Annotated in this window: 18 protein-coding genes and 1 pseudogene; 11 read left to right on the forward strand and 8 right to left on the reverse strand. The window is 71.7% G+C overall.

What is annotated here, in order from left to right; all coding sequences use genetic code 11:
- The first annotated feature begins 121 nt into the window (after nt 1–121).
- Nucleotides 122–1,078 (forward strand): LysR family transcriptional regulator, encoded by a 957-nt coding sequence (locus ACFWYM_RS09275; protein ID WP_384832456.1) that lies wholly within the window; start codon nt 122–124, stop codon nt 1,076–1,078.
- Between the two features lie 469 nt (nt 1,079–1,547).
- Here the strand turns inward: ACFWYM_RS09275 and ACFWYM_RS09280 are convergent, their stop codons facing one another.
- The 3 genes from ACFWYM_RS09280 to ACFWYM_RS09290 form a co-directional block, all read right to left on the reverse strand.
- Nucleotides 1,548–1,856 carry an antibiotic biosynthesis monooxygenase family protein gene (locus ACFWYM_RS09280; protein ID WP_384832459.1) on the reverse strand — a complete coding sequence of 103 codons (309 nt, stop codon included), beginning with the start codon at nt 1,854–1,856 and terminating at the stop codon, nt 1,548–1,550.
- 81 nt (nt 1,857–1,937) lie between these two features.
- The gene (locus ACFWYM_RS09285) at nt 1,938–2,699 is read right to left on the reverse strand and encodes an HD domain-containing protein (protein WP_384832462.1); all 762 of its coding nucleotides are present in this window, start codon (nt 2,697–2,699) and stop codon (nt 1,938–1,940) included.
- The gene (locus ACFWYM_RS09290; RefSeq protein ID WP_384832465.1) at nt 2,699–3,688 is read right to left on the reverse strand and encodes a GlxA family transcriptional regulator; all 990 of its coding nucleotides are present in this window, start codon (nt 3,686–3,688) and stop codon (nt 2,699–2,701) included. The genes ACFWYM_RS09285 and ACFWYM_RS09290 overlap by 1 nt, the downstream gene beginning before the upstream one ends.
- Nucleotides 3,689–3,887: 199 nt before the next feature.
- Between ACFWYM_RS09290 and ACFWYM_RS09295 the strand changes: the two genes are divergently transcribed.
- Complete coding sequence (locus ACFWYM_RS09295) at nt 3,888–4,622, forward strand: DJ-1/PfpI family protein (RefSeq protein ID WP_384832467.1); 735 nt, start codon at nt 3,888–3,890, stop codon at nt 4,620–4,622.
- A 30-nt stretch (nt 4,623–4,652) separates the two neighbouring features.
- On the opposite strand, the pseudogene ACFWYM_RS09300 reads toward ACFWYM_RS09295, so the two are convergent.
- Nucleotides 4,653–4,787, reverse strand: a pseudogene (locus ACFWYM_RS09300) (IS5/IS1182 family transposase); the annotation flags it as partial.
- Between the two features lie 154 nt (nt 4,788–4,941).
- Here ACFWYM_RS09300 and ACFWYM_RS09305 point away from each other — a divergent pair.
- Nucleotides 4,942–5,595, forward strand: coding sequence for a transposase (locus ACFWYM_RS09305; protein WP_384832470.1), 654 nt, complete (start codon nt 4,942–4,944; stop codon nt 5,593–5,595).
- Nucleotides 5,582–6,043 carry an Hsp70 family protein gene (locus tag ACFWYM_RS09310; protein WP_384832473.1) on the forward strand — a complete coding sequence of 154 codons (462 nt, stop codon included), beginning with the start codon at nt 5,582–5,584 and terminating at the stop codon, nt 6,041–6,043. Before ACFWYM_RS09305 ends, ACFWYM_RS09310 begins: the two co-directional genes overlap by 14 nt.
- A 133-nt stretch (nt 6,044–6,176) precedes the next feature.
- Here the strand turns inward: ACFWYM_RS09310 and ACFWYM_RS09315 are convergent, their stop codons facing one another.
- Entirely contained in the window at nt 6,177–6,599 is a 423-nt protein-coding gene (locus tag ACFWYM_RS09315) for a YjbQ family protein (protein WP_384832476.1), read from the reverse strand.
- A 134-nt stretch (nt 6,600–6,733) separates the two neighbouring features.
- Here ACFWYM_RS09315 and ACFWYM_RS09320 point away from each other — a divergent pair, with 134 nt between their 5' ends.
- The 7 genes from ACFWYM_RS09320 to ACFWYM_RS09350 all read left to right on the forward strand — a co-directional run bounded on the left by ACFWYM_RS09320 (nt 6,734) and on the right by ACFWYM_RS09350 (nt 12,973).
- The gene (locus tag ACFWYM_RS09320; protein ID WP_384832734.1) at nt 6,734–6,817 is read left to right on the forward strand and encodes a putative leader peptide; all 84 of its coding nucleotides are present in this window, start codon (nt 6,734–6,736) and stop codon (nt 6,815–6,817) included.
- A 173-nt stretch (nt 6,818–6,990) separates the two neighbouring features.
- Nucleotides 6,991–7,848, forward strand: coding sequence for an ABC transporter permease (locus ACFWYM_RS09325; RefSeq protein ID WP_384832479.1), 858 nt, complete (start codon nt 6,991–6,993; stop codon nt 7,846–7,848).
- Nucleotides 7,821–8,624 (forward strand): ABC transporter ATP-binding protein, encoded by an 804-nt coding sequence (locus ACFWYM_RS09330; RefSeq protein ID WP_384832482.1) that lies wholly within the window; start codon nt 7,821–7,823, stop codon nt 8,622–8,624. Before ACFWYM_RS09325 ends, ACFWYM_RS09330 begins: the two co-directional genes overlap by 28 nt.
- Nucleotides 8,625–8,676: 52 nt before the next feature.
- A complete protein-coding gene (locus ACFWYM_RS09335; protein ID WP_384832485.1) occupies nt 8,677–9,723 on the forward strand; it encodes an ABC transporter substrate-binding protein in 1,047 nt (348 codons plus the stop codon).
- 2 nt (nt 9,724–9,725) lie between these two features.
- Entirely contained in the window at nt 9,726–10,934 is a 1,209-nt protein-coding gene (locus tag ACFWYM_RS09340; protein ID WP_384832488.1) for an LLM class flavin-dependent oxidoreductase, read from the forward strand.
- 77 nt (nt 10,935–11,011) lie between these two features.
- The gene (locus tag ACFWYM_RS09345) at nt 11,012–12,148 is read left to right on the forward strand and encodes an NAD(P)-binding domain-containing protein (RefSeq protein ID WP_384832491.1); all 1,137 of its coding nucleotides are present in this window, start codon (nt 11,012–11,014) and stop codon (nt 12,146–12,148) included.
- Nucleotides 12,149–12,256: 108 nt separating this feature from the next.
- On the forward strand, nt 12,257–12,973 hold the full coding sequence (locus ACFWYM_RS09350) for a haloacid dehalogenase type II (RefSeq protein WP_384832494.1): 717 nt from the start codon (nt 12,257–12,259) through the stop codon (nt 12,971–12,973).
- Here ACFWYM_RS09350 and ACFWYM_RS09355 read toward each other — a convergent pair.
- The 3 genes from ACFWYM_RS09355 to ACFWYM_RS09365 all read right to left on the reverse strand — a co-directional run bounded on the left by ACFWYM_RS09355 (nt 12,957) and on the right by ACFWYM_RS09365 (nt 15,196).
- On the reverse strand, nt 12,957–13,781 hold the full coding sequence (locus tag ACFWYM_RS09355) for a VOC family protein (protein WP_384832497.1): 825 nt from the start codon (nt 13,779–13,781) through the stop codon (nt 12,957–12,959). The genes ACFWYM_RS09350 and ACFWYM_RS09355 overlap by 17 nt on opposite strands.
- A 61-nt stretch (nt 13,782–13,842) precedes the next feature.
- Nucleotides 13,843–14,496: a hypothetical protein gene (locus ACFWYM_RS09360; protein WP_384832500.1), complete on the reverse strand. Its 654-nt coding sequence runs from the start codon at nt 14,494–14,496 to the stop codon at nt 13,843–13,845.
- Nucleotides 14,480–15,196, reverse strand: coding sequence for an RBBP9/YdeN family alpha/beta hydrolase (locus ACFWYM_RS09365; protein WP_384832503.1), 717 nt, complete (start codon nt 15,194–15,196; stop codon nt 14,480–14,482). Before ACFWYM_RS09365 ends, ACFWYM_RS09360 begins: the two co-directional genes overlap by 17 nt.
- Nucleotides 15,197–15,225 lie beyond the last annotated feature (29 nt).

A 15,225-nucleotide genomic window follows, 5' to 3' on the forward strand; every position in this document is an offset into this window, starting at 1 on the left:
GTGACCAATGACAGATCCAATGCCTGCCATACGAAACTTCATGGCTCCGGCGGAATAGCGCTGTGCGCGGCCGACGGGCGGCCGACGGCGGGCGGCGCCGGAGTCTTCTAGGCTCCTGAATGTGATCCACAGCAATCCCGCCGACCCGGTCGAGGCGCACGAAGCGGCGGCAGCGGCCCCGGCCCCGCCCGACCTCAATCTGCTGCGCACGTTCCTCGCCGTCTACCGCTTCGGCTCCTTCACCGCGGCGGCACAGGCACTGGGTCTGTCCCAGCCCACGGTCACCACCCAGATCCGCAACCTGGAGCGCCAGACGCGCCGCGAACTGTTCGAGCGGCTGCCCCGAGGTGTCGCCCCGACGTCGGTCGCCGACGAACTGGCGGCCAGGATCGCCGCGCCCTTCGACGCGCTCACCGTGGCCGCGGGCCACGGCATGGCCGAGGGGGTGCGTGCCGAGCCGGTGCACCTGGCGGGCCCCGCCGAGATGCTGTCCGCCTTCGCCCTCCCGGCCCTGGCACCGCTCGTCGCCCAGGGGGTGCGGCTGCGCGTGACCCTGGGCCTGACCGATCCCCTCCTGGACGAGCTGCGCGCCGGACGGTACGACCTGGTCGTCTCCACGACGCGGCCCCGCGGACGGTCCTTGGACTGGGTGCCGTTCGCCGACGAGGAGTTCGTCCTGGTCGCCGCGCCGGTGTGGGCCGACCGGATCGAGGAGCCGCTGGCCACGGAAGGTCCCGCCGTCCTGCACACCGTGCCACTCGTCTCGTACGCCGAGGACCTGCCCATGGTCCGCCGCTACTGGCGGCACGTCTTCGGTGAACGCCTCAACGGCCATGCGGCCGTCACCGTGCCCGATCTGCGCGCGGTGAAGTCCACGGTCGTCGCCGGCGCCGGATTCGGCGTGCTGCCGCGCTACCTGTGCGAAGCGGAACTGGGCTCCGGCGCGCTCGTCCTCCTCAACGATCCCGAGGATCCCCCGATCAACACCGGCTACCTCGTGCAGCGTCCGGGCGTCTCCGCGAACCCGGACGTCAACCGCGTGCGCGACCATCTGGTCGAGGCGGCCCGCTCCTGCTGAGGGCCCGGGAGCGGGCGGCCACGGCCCTGAACGCGTGACGCCGGCGACGGACTGCATCGCGCTCCGGCTCAGCCCAGAAAGCTCAACCGAACCTGGCGGTCGGGGTTGTCCACGTTCGTGTCCGCGAAGCTCCGTTAGGACAACCCCAGGCTATCCGGCTCCCGATGTGCATCAGGCCGACGTCGCGGCCGCCCTCTCCCGACACCACAACGCCAGATGACACGCCGGCACGGCGAACAGAACCCAACCATGACCCGTCCGCGTCGACCGGGCCCACCGTGCCCTTCGCGGCGAGCGGCCCGATCCCCTCGGCCTGCCGCGCAGCGATCTTCCGCCACACTTCCCGCCAGCGGCCTCGAACTGGCCGATGAATACGGCCGTTCGACCCTGCCCGCCGCTTCCGCATAGCGGACCTGCACGCCGCCGAGGGCGGGCCCCGGCTGCATGGCGGGTGCTGGGTGCCCGTCCGTCAGGGGCTCTCGGCGACAACCTGGTAGAGGCCAGGGCTGGCACTGGCGATTCGTTCGGCTTGGGAAACGGAAGCGAGCACGGTGGGGTTGGCGCCGGCGGCCTCGCAGGCTTCGACGCTGTCCCAGTGTGCGATGTTGACGAGCTGGAATCGCGCGTCCGGCAGCAGCGCACGGTGCAGCCTGACGTCGCGGAACCCAGGCGCCGTACTCATCAAGGCCACACGTTCACGCCACTGCTCGATGAACTCGTCGACTTGGTCGGCGGATATTTCGATGACGTTGATGAAAGTAACGGCCTGATCAGCCATAGGAGGTTTCCATTTCTTCGATGTTGTGATGTCAGCCCGGGGTTGTCCGCTCGCTGTCTGCTCACCACTGCACGGAGCTCTTCAGTCGCCCCAGCGGCTCGCGTCGAGGGTCATCTGCCAGGTGGTGTAGGGAAGTTCGGGGTGGAGCTGGTGGAGGATCTCGCCCGGCAGGGTCATCGGCGGGGCCGTGGCCGGGTCGGAGAGGCTGCGGGCCTCCAGGGTTTCGCTGAGGGCGCGAGCCCCTCCGAGACGGGGGTGGACGGCGTGCACGCGGGAGGCGTAGCCGGGCGGCAGGTCGTCGGGGCCGCCCTCGATGTCGAGGAGGATGCCGTGCTGCCCTATGCCGATCTCCGGCGGGCGGCGGTGCCGGTGGACGGGGGAGGACGCGAATCCGGGCGAGGTGTGCAGCGCGATACCGTCCCAGACGGTGTCCACGCGGGTGTCGGTGACGCCATTGTCCTCCAGGAAGCGCGCCGCCAGGTCGGCGCCCGCGACCTCGAACCGCTGCCGATCGTCCGCCGCCCGCGCGGTCAGTCCCATGTCGTGCAGCGCGCAGATCAGGAACAGCACCTCCTCGTCGTAGTCCTCCCCCGGCCGACGCCCGGCCTGCGCGGCGGCGGCACGGCCGAACAGGAAGGCGCGCAGGCTGTGATTGCGCAGGTACGGCTGCGCCTCCTCGTCCACGAAACCGCGGGCCTTACGGGCCAGGGTTGTGCCCGGGAACGACAGGCCCTGGGCGGCGTCGATGTCGTCGTCAGCTGCGGCATCCGTGGTGATGGCCGGCGCTGACAGCGCGGCGGCTCCCGTGATCGGCGCGTCGCGACGCGACGGGTGTGCAGGCATCAGTTCTCTCCTTGGTCTGATGACACTTGGGACCGCTGGGCGGAGGTGGTCGCGCGGAATCGCGCGCGGTACGCCGCGGGCGGCGCCCCGAGCACGCGCAGGAACACCCGCCGCATCGTCTCGTCCGTGCCGAACCCGCAGGTGCGGGCAATGGTGTTCACACCGGCGTCGCAGGATTCGAGCATCGCCTGCGCCGCCTCCACGCGGACGCGTTCCACGTACTGCCCGGGGGTGCCGCCGACTTCGCGGCGGAAGAGGCGGGTGAGGTGGCGTTCGCTGACGGCGACCCGCTCGGCCATGGCGGCGAGGCTGTGGTTCCCGCCGGGGTCGGCCACCACGGCATCCAGTACCCGCCGCAACCCGACGTTGCGGGGCGGGGTCACCGCGCTGCGCACGCTGAACTGCGACTGGCCGCCGGGGCGTTGGAGGAACACGACGAGGTACTTGGCCGCGGTACGCGCCACCTCGGGGCCGTGGTCCTCCTCGACCAGCGCCAGCGCCAGGTCGATGCCCGCCGTCACCCCGGCGGAGGTGATGACGGGCCCGTCACGTACGTAGATGGAGTCGGGCTCCACCCGCACCCGCGGGAAGCGCCTCGCGAGCGTTTCGCACTCGGCCCAGTGCGTCGTGGCCCGCCTGCCGTCGAGCAGCCCGGCCTCCGCCAGCAGATACGCGCCGGTGCAGGCCGACGTCGTACGCCGCGCGCCCGCGCCGAGGCGGCGTACGTGCGCGATCAGCTCAGGCGGATGCCCGTGGCCGTTCACCGTCGGATAGCCCGGCACCATCAGCGTGTCCACGGTCTCGGGGACGTCCTCCACCGCCAGTTCGACCCCCAGCGGGATCCCCGTGTCGCTCACCACCGCACGCCCGCCGGGCGAGGCGAGCCGGACCCGGTAGCCGCTCCCGTGCAGCACCTGCACCGGACCGGCCACGTCCAGCAGCACCACGCCGTCGCCCACGACCACGACCACATCACTCTCGGTCTTCACGCTCCTCAGTCTCGGCGCCCGGCCGGTATGTCCTCAAGGACCAGCAGCCCACGCATACGGACATCCCCTTCCATCCGCCTTTGGCCCGCGGGGACAGTCATCTGGCCCGCGTTCCACAGCCCGGAACCAGCGCATCCCTGACGCCGACCCACTCGGCCCGTCACTTCTCCGATCCCAACCGACTCAAGGAGCACACGACATGCAGCGCCGAAACATTCTCCGTACGGGCGCAGTGGCCACAGCCGCGACCGCGCTGGGCCTCGGCACCTCCCTCACCACCGCCTCTGCCGCTGCCCCCGGCGCCGAGCGGAAGCGCGAGCGCGCCCGCGAACTGCGCGTGCACACGGTCCTGTTCGACGCCGTCGAGGAGCAGGACTTCGCGGGCCCCATCGAGGTCCTTGGCATCCTCGCGGACGCCGACAAGCACCGGATCAAGCAGAGCTTCGTCACCGCCGACGGCCCTCGCACCGTACGGACGTCGTCCGGAATGCACATCGACGTACGCGACCCCTGGGCGCCGGAGGACGCGGACGTCCTGCTCGTGCCGGGCGGGGGCTACGGGAAGGGATCCGGGGTCGATGACGAGATCAAGCGCGGCATACTGCCGCGCGCACTGGCCAAGGCCGAGCGGCCCGGACTGATCATGGGTGGGATATGCACCGGCGTCATGGTCATGTCGGCGGCGAAGATCACCCGCGGCAGGCCGTGCACGACGCACTTCGCGGCCCGCGAGGACCTCGCCGAGCAGGGCGGGAAGCTCACCTACGGGCGTGTGGTGGACGACGGAGACCTGATCACCTGCGGCGGTGTCACCTCGGGCCTCGACCTGGCCCTCTGGCTCGTCGAGCGCCTCTACGGCCCGCAGGCCGCGCTGCGTGCCGAGATGGTCCTGGAGTACGAACGCCGGGGCACCGTCTGGCGCTCGAAGAGCTGACCGCAGTGAGCACATTCTTCGCCGGATGGCGCTCTCGCCCGTCATGCGCTGGGCGAGGTTGTCGATCGAGGCGACGTGGGCCACAGCCACGGAACCGGCGGTAAGGCCCTCGTAGCCGCGGGCGAAGCGGCGGTGCGTCGTGATCCACCCGATACTCCGCTCCACCGCGCTGAGACCAAAACTGAGACCACGAACGACGCAGGGACCCACCGCCTGTCGGCGATCACACCATTGGTTCAGGCCGCGATTCCATGAATCCCCAGGTTGAAGGCGCGAGTGCGGGAACGATTCATGTGGGGATTGCCCCGGTATGGGGGTCATGGCGATCGAGGATGTGCTGTTTCCCGGGATCGATGTGCGGGTCACGGCGGTGCACGCCGCCGTGGAAGGGGTCGTGGTCGAGGCGGCGGCCTGCGGTCGGCCACCGGACTGCCCGAGCTGCGACTGCGCGGGACGGCGGGTGCACTCCCGCTACCGGCGCAGTCTGGCCGAACGCACCGTCGCGGGACGGTCGTTGGTGACCTCGCTGCGCGTGCGCCGGTTCTTCTGCGAGCGGGCCGGGTGCCGACGGCGGACGTTCGTCGAGCAGGTGCCTGACCTCAGTGAACGGTACCGGCGTCACAGCATCGGCCTGCGGCAGTGGATGCGGTCCATCACGACGTTCGTCGGAGGGCGCCTCGGTAAACGGCTGTGCCAGATCCTGCAGTTACCCACCGGCCGGACCCACCTGCTGGGTCTGCTCACCGACCCGCCGGTGCCCGAGCGGGCGCCGCGGGTGCTCGGTGTCGACGAGTTCGCCTTCCGCAAGGGATGGCGCTACGGCACCGTTCTGGTGGACGTGGAGGCGGCCCGGGCGGTGGATGTCCTCCCGGGCCGGGACGCGGTCACCTTCGCCGCCTGGCTGAATTGTCACCGGTGCGGCGCTGCAGGCCGGTGTCCTCTCCGGCCGAGTCAAGGAGGTGTTCCTCCTTGACGTCATCTCCGTGTCGATCGGCGTCGAAGTGCAAGGTGGCACGGTTGTGAAACTGATCGATCGGAACTCCGCAGTCGCCACGAAACGCAGCCACATCTTCACCACGAGCGCGGACAACCAGCCCTCGATGGTGTTGCACTTCGTGGAGGGCGAACACGACAAGCCATCGGAGAACAGAACCCTCGCGGTGCTGGAATTGGAAGGGATACCTCCCGCCCCCAGATGCCTACACCAGGTCGAGGTGAGTGCCAGCCTCGACGCCAATAGCATCGTGACCTTCAGCGCCATGAACCTGGGCACCGGCAAAGAGATCTCTGTAACCGCGCACCCGTCCGCCATGGAAGAGGCCACCGCTCTCATCAGGTCCCCCCAGTGGACCGAGCTGCGTCGCCTCTCCCCCGTGCGCATGCCCGCAACCACGCCACCACCACCGGTGTCCGATGACTGACCGCACACCAGACCGTCACCTCGCCCGGTCTTGGCCATCGAAGCGAAGAAACCCCGGCCCTTCACACGCCGCCCTGAGCCCATGCCACTGCAACAATGGAGGCACTGAAGTCGACCGGGCTGGGCGATCTTGGTCAGCCCAGGAAGCTCAACCGGACCTGACGGTTGGGGTTGTCCACGTTCGTGTCGACCAGGCACACCGACTGCCACGTCCCCAGCTCGAGTCCGCCGCGTACGACCGGCAGGGTCGCGTGGGGCGGGACCAGGGCCGGGAGGACGTGGTCCCGGCCGTGGCCCGGGCTGCCGTGGCGGTGTTGCCAGCGGTCGTCGGCGGGGAGCAGGGTGTGCAGGGCGGCGAGGAGGTCGTCGTCGCTGCCCGCGCCCGTCTCCAGGATGGCGATGCCCGCGGTGGCGTGCGGGACGAAGACGTTGAGCAGGCCGTCGCGGCCGGCCGCCGCCTCGCGCAGGAAGCTCTCGCAGTCGCGGGTGAGGTCGACGACGGTCTCCGTCGAGCCGGTGGCGACGTTCAGGACACGGGTGGTGAACACATCCGACATGGGTTCATCCTCCCTCATCCGGGGCCTGCCCGGCTCGCGCGGCCTCGCCCCATGGAGACCATTTGCTGATACGGAGCGTCCGGCCTTCGAGACCCCATTGACCGTGAGTGGGCCATCTGGCTACGTTCTGCCGCATGTTGCGTTCAGCCCTGCTCACCACGCGCGGTCACATCGACCTGCTGCGGGTGGCTTCGGCCGCGTGTCTTCGCGCCTGCTGACGTCTTTCTCTCCCTCCCTCTTCTCGCGCTCGGTCTCGTACTCCGTCGCCGAGTAGCCCGGCACTCAGTGGTTCTTCGCTGAGGTCGTTCCGGCCTGCCGTTTCCGTTCCCCGCTTGCCCCACGCGTCCTCCGTCGCGCGCTCTCCCCTGCCCTCCCCTGCCCTGGAGCACCCTTGACCATCAGTCATGCCCCGCCCGACGCGCGGCCCACCGGCCTCGACCTCGACCTCGACCTCGAAGCCCTCGTCCCCGCCTCCTCCCGCCGCACCCGCCTCCCCCGCTGGCTGCGGCGTACCTCCGGGCCGCTGTTGCTGCTCGCTCTATGGCAACTCCTCAGTGCGACCGGGGTGTTGAGGGCCGACGTCCTCGCCCCGCCCGGGACCATCGCCCGGGTCGCCGGGGATCTCATCGAGGACGGGTCGCTGCCGTCCGCGATGGGTGTCTCGCTGCAACGCGTCGCGGTGGGGCTGCTGTTCGGCGTCCTTGTCGGGACGGGGCTCGCGCTGGTCTCGGGGCTCTTCCGGGTCGGTGAGGACCTGGTGGACGCGAGTGTGCAGATGCTGCGGACGGTGCCGTTCGTGGGGCTCATCCCGCTGTTCATCATCTGGTTCGGGATCGGCGAGACGCCGAAGATCGCCATCATCACCCTCGGAGCCTCCTTCCCGTTGTACTTGAACGTGTACGCCGGGATCCGCGGCGTCGACGCCCAGTTGATCGAGGCAGGGGAGTCGCTCGGGCTCTCACGGTGGGGGCTGGTGCGGCACGTGATTCTGCCCGGCGCCCTGCCCGGGGCCATGACGGGGCTGCGCTACTCGCTCGGCATCGCCTGGCTCGCGCTCGTCTTCGCCGAACAGGTCAACGCCGACGCCGGGCTCGGCTTCCTGATGGTCCAGGCACGCGACTTCCTGCGGACCGACGTGATCGTGGTCTGCCTCATCGTCTACGCCTTCCTCGGCCTGCTCGCCGACTTCATCGTCCGCACCCTCGAAAGGCTGTTGCTGCAATGGCGACCGACGTTCACCGGAAGGTGACCACCCCCGCCCCCGAAACCACAGCGCCGTCCTCCGCTCCCTCCGCCGTACGGGTCGCCGAGCTGACTCGCGCCTTTGACGGCCGTACCGTCATCGACCGGCTCGAACTCGACGTGCGGCCAGGGGAGTTCGTGGCCCTCCTCGGGCGCAGCGGCTGCGGCAAGTCGACGCTGCTGCGCATCCTCGCCGGACTCGACCGGGAGATCACGGGCACCGTGCTCGTGCCCAGGCGCAAGGCCGTCGCCTTTCAGGCTCCCCGCCTCATGCCGTGGAAGCGGGTGTGGCGCAATGTGCTCCTCGGGCTGCCGGGGCGCCCCGGGCGGGAGGTCGCGGAGCGGGCCCTGGCGGAGGTCGGGCTCCAGCACCGGGCCGGTGCCTGGCCGAAGACGCTCTCGGGTGGTGAGGCTCAACGGGCCTCGCTCGCGCGGGCGTTGGTGCGGGAGCCGGATCTGCTGCTGCTGGACGAGCCGTTCGGCGCCCTCGACGCGCTGACCCGGGTGAAGGCGCAGCGCCTCGTCGACGAGCTGTGGCAGCGGCGCGGCTGCGCGGTGGTGCTCGTCACGCATGACGTGGAGGAGGCCGTGCTCCTGGCCGACCGGGTCCTGGTCATGGACGACGGCGTCATCGCGCACGAGCAGACCATCGGTCTCGACCGCCCGCGCGACATCGGCGACCCCCGGTTCGCCGAGCTCCGGGCCGGGCTCCTGGAACGCCTGGGTGTGGCTCCCTCCGCCGCCGCACCCCCCACTGCTCCGGACCACCGTCATGCCGCCTGAACTCCCGCTCCTCCACCGCGACATGACACGCAACGAACGGACTCACCTCTCCATGCGACGACGAAGCCTCGCCCCCGCCGCCCTGCTCCTCCCCCTCTCCCTCCTCCTCGCCGCCTGCTCCGCCACCTCGTCGGCCAGTTCCGCCACCGGTGGCGCGGGCGGCCGCACCGACGGCAAGGGGTCGCTCACCCTCGACGTCGGGGACCAGAAGGGGGGTTCGGAGGCAGTGCTGCGCGCGGCCGGGGAGCTGGACGACCTGCCGTACAAGATCCGCTGGTCGACGTTCACCTCGGGGCCGCCGCTCCTGGAGGCCGTCAACGCCAAGGCCGTGGACATCGGCGCCGTAGGCAATACGCCGCCGGTGTTCGCCGCGGGGGCCGGGTCGAAGATCCGCATCGTGGCGGCGAGCCATGGCACGGCGACCGGGGAGACGGTGCTCGTCCCGAACGGCTCGCCGCTGAAGCGGACCGCCGACCTGAAGGGGAAGTCGGTCGCGGTGGCCCAAGGGTCGTCCGCGCACTATCAGTTGATCGCTTCCTTGAAGAAGGCCGGGCTGGCGCTCGAGGACGTCGATGTGAAGTACCTCCAGCCCGCCGACGCGCTCGCCGCGTTCACCGGGGGCAAGGTGGACGCCTGGGCGGTCTGGGACCCCTACACCTCGCAGGTGCTGCGCCCCAAGAAGGGCCGCGTGCTGACCGACGGGGACGGCGTGGTGAACGGGCTCAGCTTCCAGGTGGCCGCGCCGGACGCGCTGGCGGACAAGGAGAAGGCCAAGGCCGTCGACGACTACCTGAAGCGGCTGCGGCGGGCGCAGGACTGGGTCTTCAAGCACCCCGAGGCGTGGGCGAAGGTCTGGTCGAAGGACACCGGGCTGCCCTACGAGGTCGCGCTCGACTCGGTGAAGCGCAGCAACGGCACCCGCGTCCCGGTCGCCGTCGACAAGAACGTCGTCACGTCCGAGCAGGAGATCGCCGACACCTTCAGCGAGTTGAAGCTGATCCCCGGCCGTGTGCGCTTCGGCGACTACGTGGACCGGCGCTTCAACGGCAGCCTGCCGCCCTCCACCACCGAGCCCCGCACCTACGGCAAGGAGTCCTGACGATGACGGTCCACCTGCACTGGTTCCTGCCGACCGGCGGCGACGGTCGCACCCTCGTCGACCGGCACGCCTACACCGACGGCGGCATCACCCGCTCCCGGGTCACCCCGGTCAGCGGCGTGCGCGCCCCCGACATCGAGTATCTGGCCCAAATAGCCAAGGCCGCCGAGCAGTTGGGCTTCGAGGCTGTGCTCACGCCGACCGGCACCTGGTGCGAGGACGCCTGGCTGACCACGGTGGCGCTCGCCCAGCACACCGAGCGGCTCAAGTTCCTGGTGGCGTTCCGCCCCGGGGTGATCTCGCCGGTCCTCGCGGCGCAGATGGCGGCGACGTATCAGCGCATCACGCGCGGGCGGCTGCTCCTCAACGTGGTGACGGGCGGCGACTCCACCGAACAGCGCCGCTTCGGCGACCACGTGGACCACGACCGCCGCTACGCCCGCACCGACGAGTTCCTCTCGGTGGTGCGCGGCGTCTGGAGCGGACGCCCGTACGACTTCGAAGGAGAACACTTCCACGTCGAGGGCGGGCTGACCGCGCTGCCGCCGGACCCGCTGCCGGAGATCTTCTTCGGCGGGTCCTCTGCGGCCGCGGGGCCGGTCGCCGCCCGGCACTCGGACGTCTATCTGACGTGGGGCGAGCCGCCGCGGCAGGTGAAGGAGAAGATCGAGTGGATCCGGGGGCTCGCCGAGAAGGAGGGGCGCACGGTCCGCTTCGGGATCCGGCTGCACACCATCTCGCGCGACTCCGCGGCCGAGGCGTGGGCGACGGCGGACCGGCTGCTCGACGACCTCGACGCGGACACCGTCGCGGCCGCGCAGCAGGCGCTCGGGCGCAGTGAGTCCGTCGGGCAGCAGCGGATGCTCGCGCTGCACGGCGGCCGCCGTGACGACCTGGAGATCGCACCGAACCTGTGGGCGGGCGTCGGTCTCGTACGGGGCGGCGCGGGCACCGCGCTCGTGGGCAGCCACGCGGACGTCGCCGACCGGATCGAGGAGTACCACGCGCTCGGCGTCGAGCACTTCGTGCTGTCGGGCTATCCGCATCTGGAGGAGGCGTACTGGTTCGGCGAGGGTGTGACGCCGGAGCTGGCGCGGCGGGGGCTGCTCCCGCGCATCCCGGCCTCGCCCCTGGCGGGGGTGCCCGCCGCCAACGGGCGCCCGGCCTCCGCCCCCGGCGGCGCCCCGCTCCTCGTCTCCGGCGGACGCTGAGCGGGAGTCCATGGCCGTACCGCGGAAGCCCCCGGCCGCACGGGAAGATCTCGCGCACCCGATGAGTTAGTAGAAGCGTGAACGACATCGGGGTACAAGACGCGGCGGTACGGGCGGTACGGAACGTGGACGTGGTCGTCATAGGCGCTGGGCAGGCGGGTCTGTCCAGCGCCTATCACCTGCGCCGGGTGGGGTACGAGCCGGACCGTGACTTCGTGGTCCTCGACCATGCGCCGCGCCCCGGCGGGGCCTGGCAGTTCCGCTGGCCCTCGCTGACCTTCGGCAAGGTCCACGGGATGAACTCGCTGCCCGGCATGGAGCTGACCGGCGCCGACCCCGCGCGGCCCTCGGCCGAAGTCGTCGCGGAGTACTTCGACGCGTACGAGAAGCGCTTCGGCCTGCGGGTGCGGCGCCCCGTCGATGTGCACAAGGTGCGTGCGGGCGAGGACGGCCGGCTCCTCGTCGATACGTCGGACGGCACCTGGGCGACGCGGGCGCTCATCAACGCCACGGGCACCTGGGACCGGCCGTTCTGGCCGCGCTATCCGGGCCAGGAGACCTTCCTCGGGCGGCAGTTGCACACCTCGATCTACCCGGGCCCGGAGGCGTTCGCCGGGCAGCGGGTGATCGTCGTGGGCGGCGGCGCCTCGGGCACCCAGCACCTGATGGAGATCGCCCCGTACGCCGCCGAGACCCACTGGGTCACCCGGCGCGAACCGGTCTTCCGCGAGGGCCCCTTCGACGAGAACACCGGGCGGGCGGCGGTCGCGCTCGTCGAGGATCGGGTGCGCCGCGGGCTGCCGCCGCAGAGCGTCGTGTCGGTGACCGGGCTGCCCCTCAACGACGCCGTCCGCCAGGCTCGCGCGCAGGGCGTCCTGGACCGGCTGCCGATGTTCGACCGGATCACGCCGACGGGCGTCGAGTGGCACGACGGCCGTCGCGTGGACGCCGACGTCATCCTGTGGGCGACCGGGTTCCGCGCGGCCATCGACCACCTGACACCGCTGCGGCTGCGCGAGCCGGGCGGCGGGATCCGCGTCGAGGGCACGCGTGCGGTGGCCGATCCGCGGGTCCACCTCGTCGGGTACGGGCCTTCGGCGAGCACCATCGGCGCGAACAGGGCGGGGCGCGCGGCGGTGCGGGAGATCGAGCGGCTGCTGGAGCGGGGGCAGGTCACCGGCGAGGCGGCGGAGCGGCAGCCGGTGAGGGCTTGATCACGATTCCGTTGACGATGATCAACTTCCGCTCCTAGGGTCGGCGCTGACTGCTGTCGCACCGCACTGCGACGGCAACAGCCAGGCACGGAGGGGTGGTTGAGGCTCATGGACGTATCCGACGTCGATGCCGCGGTGTTCGATGTGTTCGGGACGCTGACCGACTGGCGGTCGAGCGTGGCCGAGGAGCTGGCCGGGGTCGGCGGCCGGGCGGGGCTCGAGGCCGACTGGGCCGAGGTGACCGACGACTGGCGGCGCGCCTACCGGCCCACGCTGCGCAAGGTCTTCACCGGCGAGCTGTCCTGGCGCTCGCTGGACGAGCTGCACCGGATCATGCTCGACGAGATCCTGCCCGCGCACGGCCTCGACGCCCTCGGCGATGCGGACCGGGAACACCTCGTACGGGCCTGGCACCGCCTGCGCGCCTGGCCCGACGCGGGCCCCGGCCTGGAGCTGCTGCACGGCTCCCCCGTGATCACGTCGACGCTCTCCAACGGCGGGCTCGGCCCGCTCACCCGGCTCGCCAAGGGCGCCGGGCTGCGCTTCGACTGCGTCCTGTCCGCCGAGCTGGCCCACTCGTACAAGCCCGACCTCCGGGTCTACCGCAAGGCGGCCGAGCTCCTCGGTCTCGCGCCGGAGCGGCTCCTCATGGTGGCCTGCCACCCCGACGACCTGGAGGCGGCGGCCAGGGCGGGCCTGCGCACCGCGTACATTCCGCGCCCGGAGTGGGGCCCGGACGCCGAGCCGCCCGCGCCGCCCGCCGACGTCGACCTGGTGGTGCCGGACGTGGTCGGCCTGGCCGAGGCCCTCACGCGGACGGCGTGACCGGCGGCTGTTCCCCGGCAGGCGGCTGTTCCCCGGCGTAGGCCAGCACGGCGAAGACGGCTCCCTGCGGGTCGGCGAGGACGGCGAACCGGCCCGGGTCGATGGTGGTGGGCTCGACGAGGACGCTGCCGCCGAGGCCGGTGCAGCCCACCGCCGCGGCGTCGCAGTCGTCGACGGCGACGTACGCCAGCCAGTGCGGGGGCACCTCGGGCGGGAATGTCCCGTCGATGGCGAGCATGCCGCCGAAGGTGTCGCCCGCCACGGACCACTCGGTGTACTCACCCGGGCGCTCGCCCCGCGTGAAGGGGTGCGTGGCGTCGCCCCAGCCGAAGACCGACTGGTAGAAGTCCTTGGCGCCCGCCGTGTCGCGCGTCGCGAGCTCGAACCAGCAGAAGCTGCCTGGTGAGTTGACCGTGCCGAAGCCCGGGTGGTCCCTGGGCTCCCACAGCCCGAACACGGCTCCGCCCGGGTCGGCGCACACGGCCATGAAGCCCTGTTCGAGGACCGGCATGGGTCCGGCGAGGGTCTGCCCGCCGTTGCCGGTGACCCGGGCGGCCACGGCGTCGACGCCGTCGCTCTGGAAGTACGGCAGCCAGGCCGCGGGCTGCCCCGGGTTCATGACGGGCCCGACACCGCCGACGGCCGCGCCCCGCTCGTCCTTGAACAGTCCGTATCCTCCGGCCTCCGGTTCGGGCGCGACGGCGCAGTCCCAGCCGAAGAGGGTGCCGTAGAAGTCCCGCGCGGCGGCCGGGTCCGTCGTGGACAGATCGGCCCAGCACGGCGCCGACGGCGTGTTGGAGATCTTCATGGGCCCATTGACCCACGCGCCGGGCAGGTCCGCATCGGCACGCTCTGTGAGCACTCGCCCCTTACGGGAGGAGCTGCTCGCGGGCCAGCGCGACGACCTGCTCGGCGAGCCCGCCCAGGCCCGGTTCGCGGCGGGCGGCGGCACGGGCCAGGCACACGATGTCGTCGACCCGGACCGTGCCGCCCGCACCGACCGGGGTCCCCTCCTCCCCGATCCGCGCGAACCCCCGCTCCAGGAGCCCCCGAGCCACCCCGGGCCGCTCCCGCGCCAGCTCCTTCACGGCGCCCACCGCGTTGGCGAGCGCGCTGGCCGGTCGCGACCACTCGTCGTCGCGGGCCCGCGCCCGGGGATTGCCGAGGTCGTACCCGGGGTCCCCGGCGACGGACGCGGCACGCACCGACAGGTCGAGCCGCCAGAACAGCGGCACGTCCGCGAAGCGCACGAACAGCAGCCGGCGCCGCTCGGAGTGCAGGAGATCCGGATCGGCGCGCACCTCCGCCACGGCCCGCACCCCGTCCAGGACGGCACGCACCGCCCGTACACACCGCTCGAACTCCCCGTCAGGAACGACCCATTCGAGGTCGATGTCGCTGTACGCGTCGTCAGTCGCTGTGGCCAGCGACCCGAGGAGCAGCGTCCGCGAGCCGCGACAGCTCGCGGTCAGGGCCGCCCGCACCGCGGCCGCGAGGGCGGCGCGCTCACTGCTGGATCTCATGGCGTGAGCGTAGGACCCGCGCCCCCGCACCGAGGGCCGTCGCCTCTGCTTCACGAGCCCATGCGAGCAGCTCCGGCCACGGCCCGTACCCCGCGGCCAGGTCGAGGTGGCCCGCGCCGGGGAGCACGTCGGTGGGCAGGCCGAGCGGATCGCCGTACGTGGCCGCGGCGCCGCGCGGACAGCAGGGGTCGTCGTCGGAGCCGACGATCCGGGTGTGCGAGGCGGCGGCTCGGAGCCGCCCGGCGAGGGTCGGCAGCGGGCCGAACTCCGCTATCCGCGGGTGCTGTTGGACGAATTCCGGTGCGGGCGGGGCGACGAGGAGGACCCGGTCGACGGGCACCGGGACGGCATCGCGCGCCACGGCATGCAGCCAGAGGAGACAGCCCAGGCTGTGGCAGATCACGGTGCGTCGCCCTTCTCCACCGCTCAACTCGCCCACATGGGCGCGCAGTTCGGCAAGCCAGTGCTCCAGGTCCGGTTCGTCCGGGTCGGGGAGCTGGGGGTAGCGGACGGTGTGGCCGACCGCGGTGAGGCGGTCGGTCAGCCAGCGCTGCCAGTGTCCGGCGGGGCGGTGGTGCTGCCAGCCGTGGAGCAGCAGGAAGCGGCCCGGGGCCGTCGCGTACCCAGGCGTGGCGCTCGCGGTCGTGGCGTACTGCCCGGTCATCCCGTACTGCCCGGTCATCGCGTACTCGGTCGTCATGACTCGATGATCCGGCCGGGCGATCGTGC

The sequence above is a fragment of the Streptomyces sp. NPDC059009 genome (genome assembly GCF_042740175.1).
Taxonomy (GTDB): domain Bacteria; phylum Actinomycetota; class Actinomycetes; order Streptomycetales; family Streptomycetaceae; genus Streptomyces.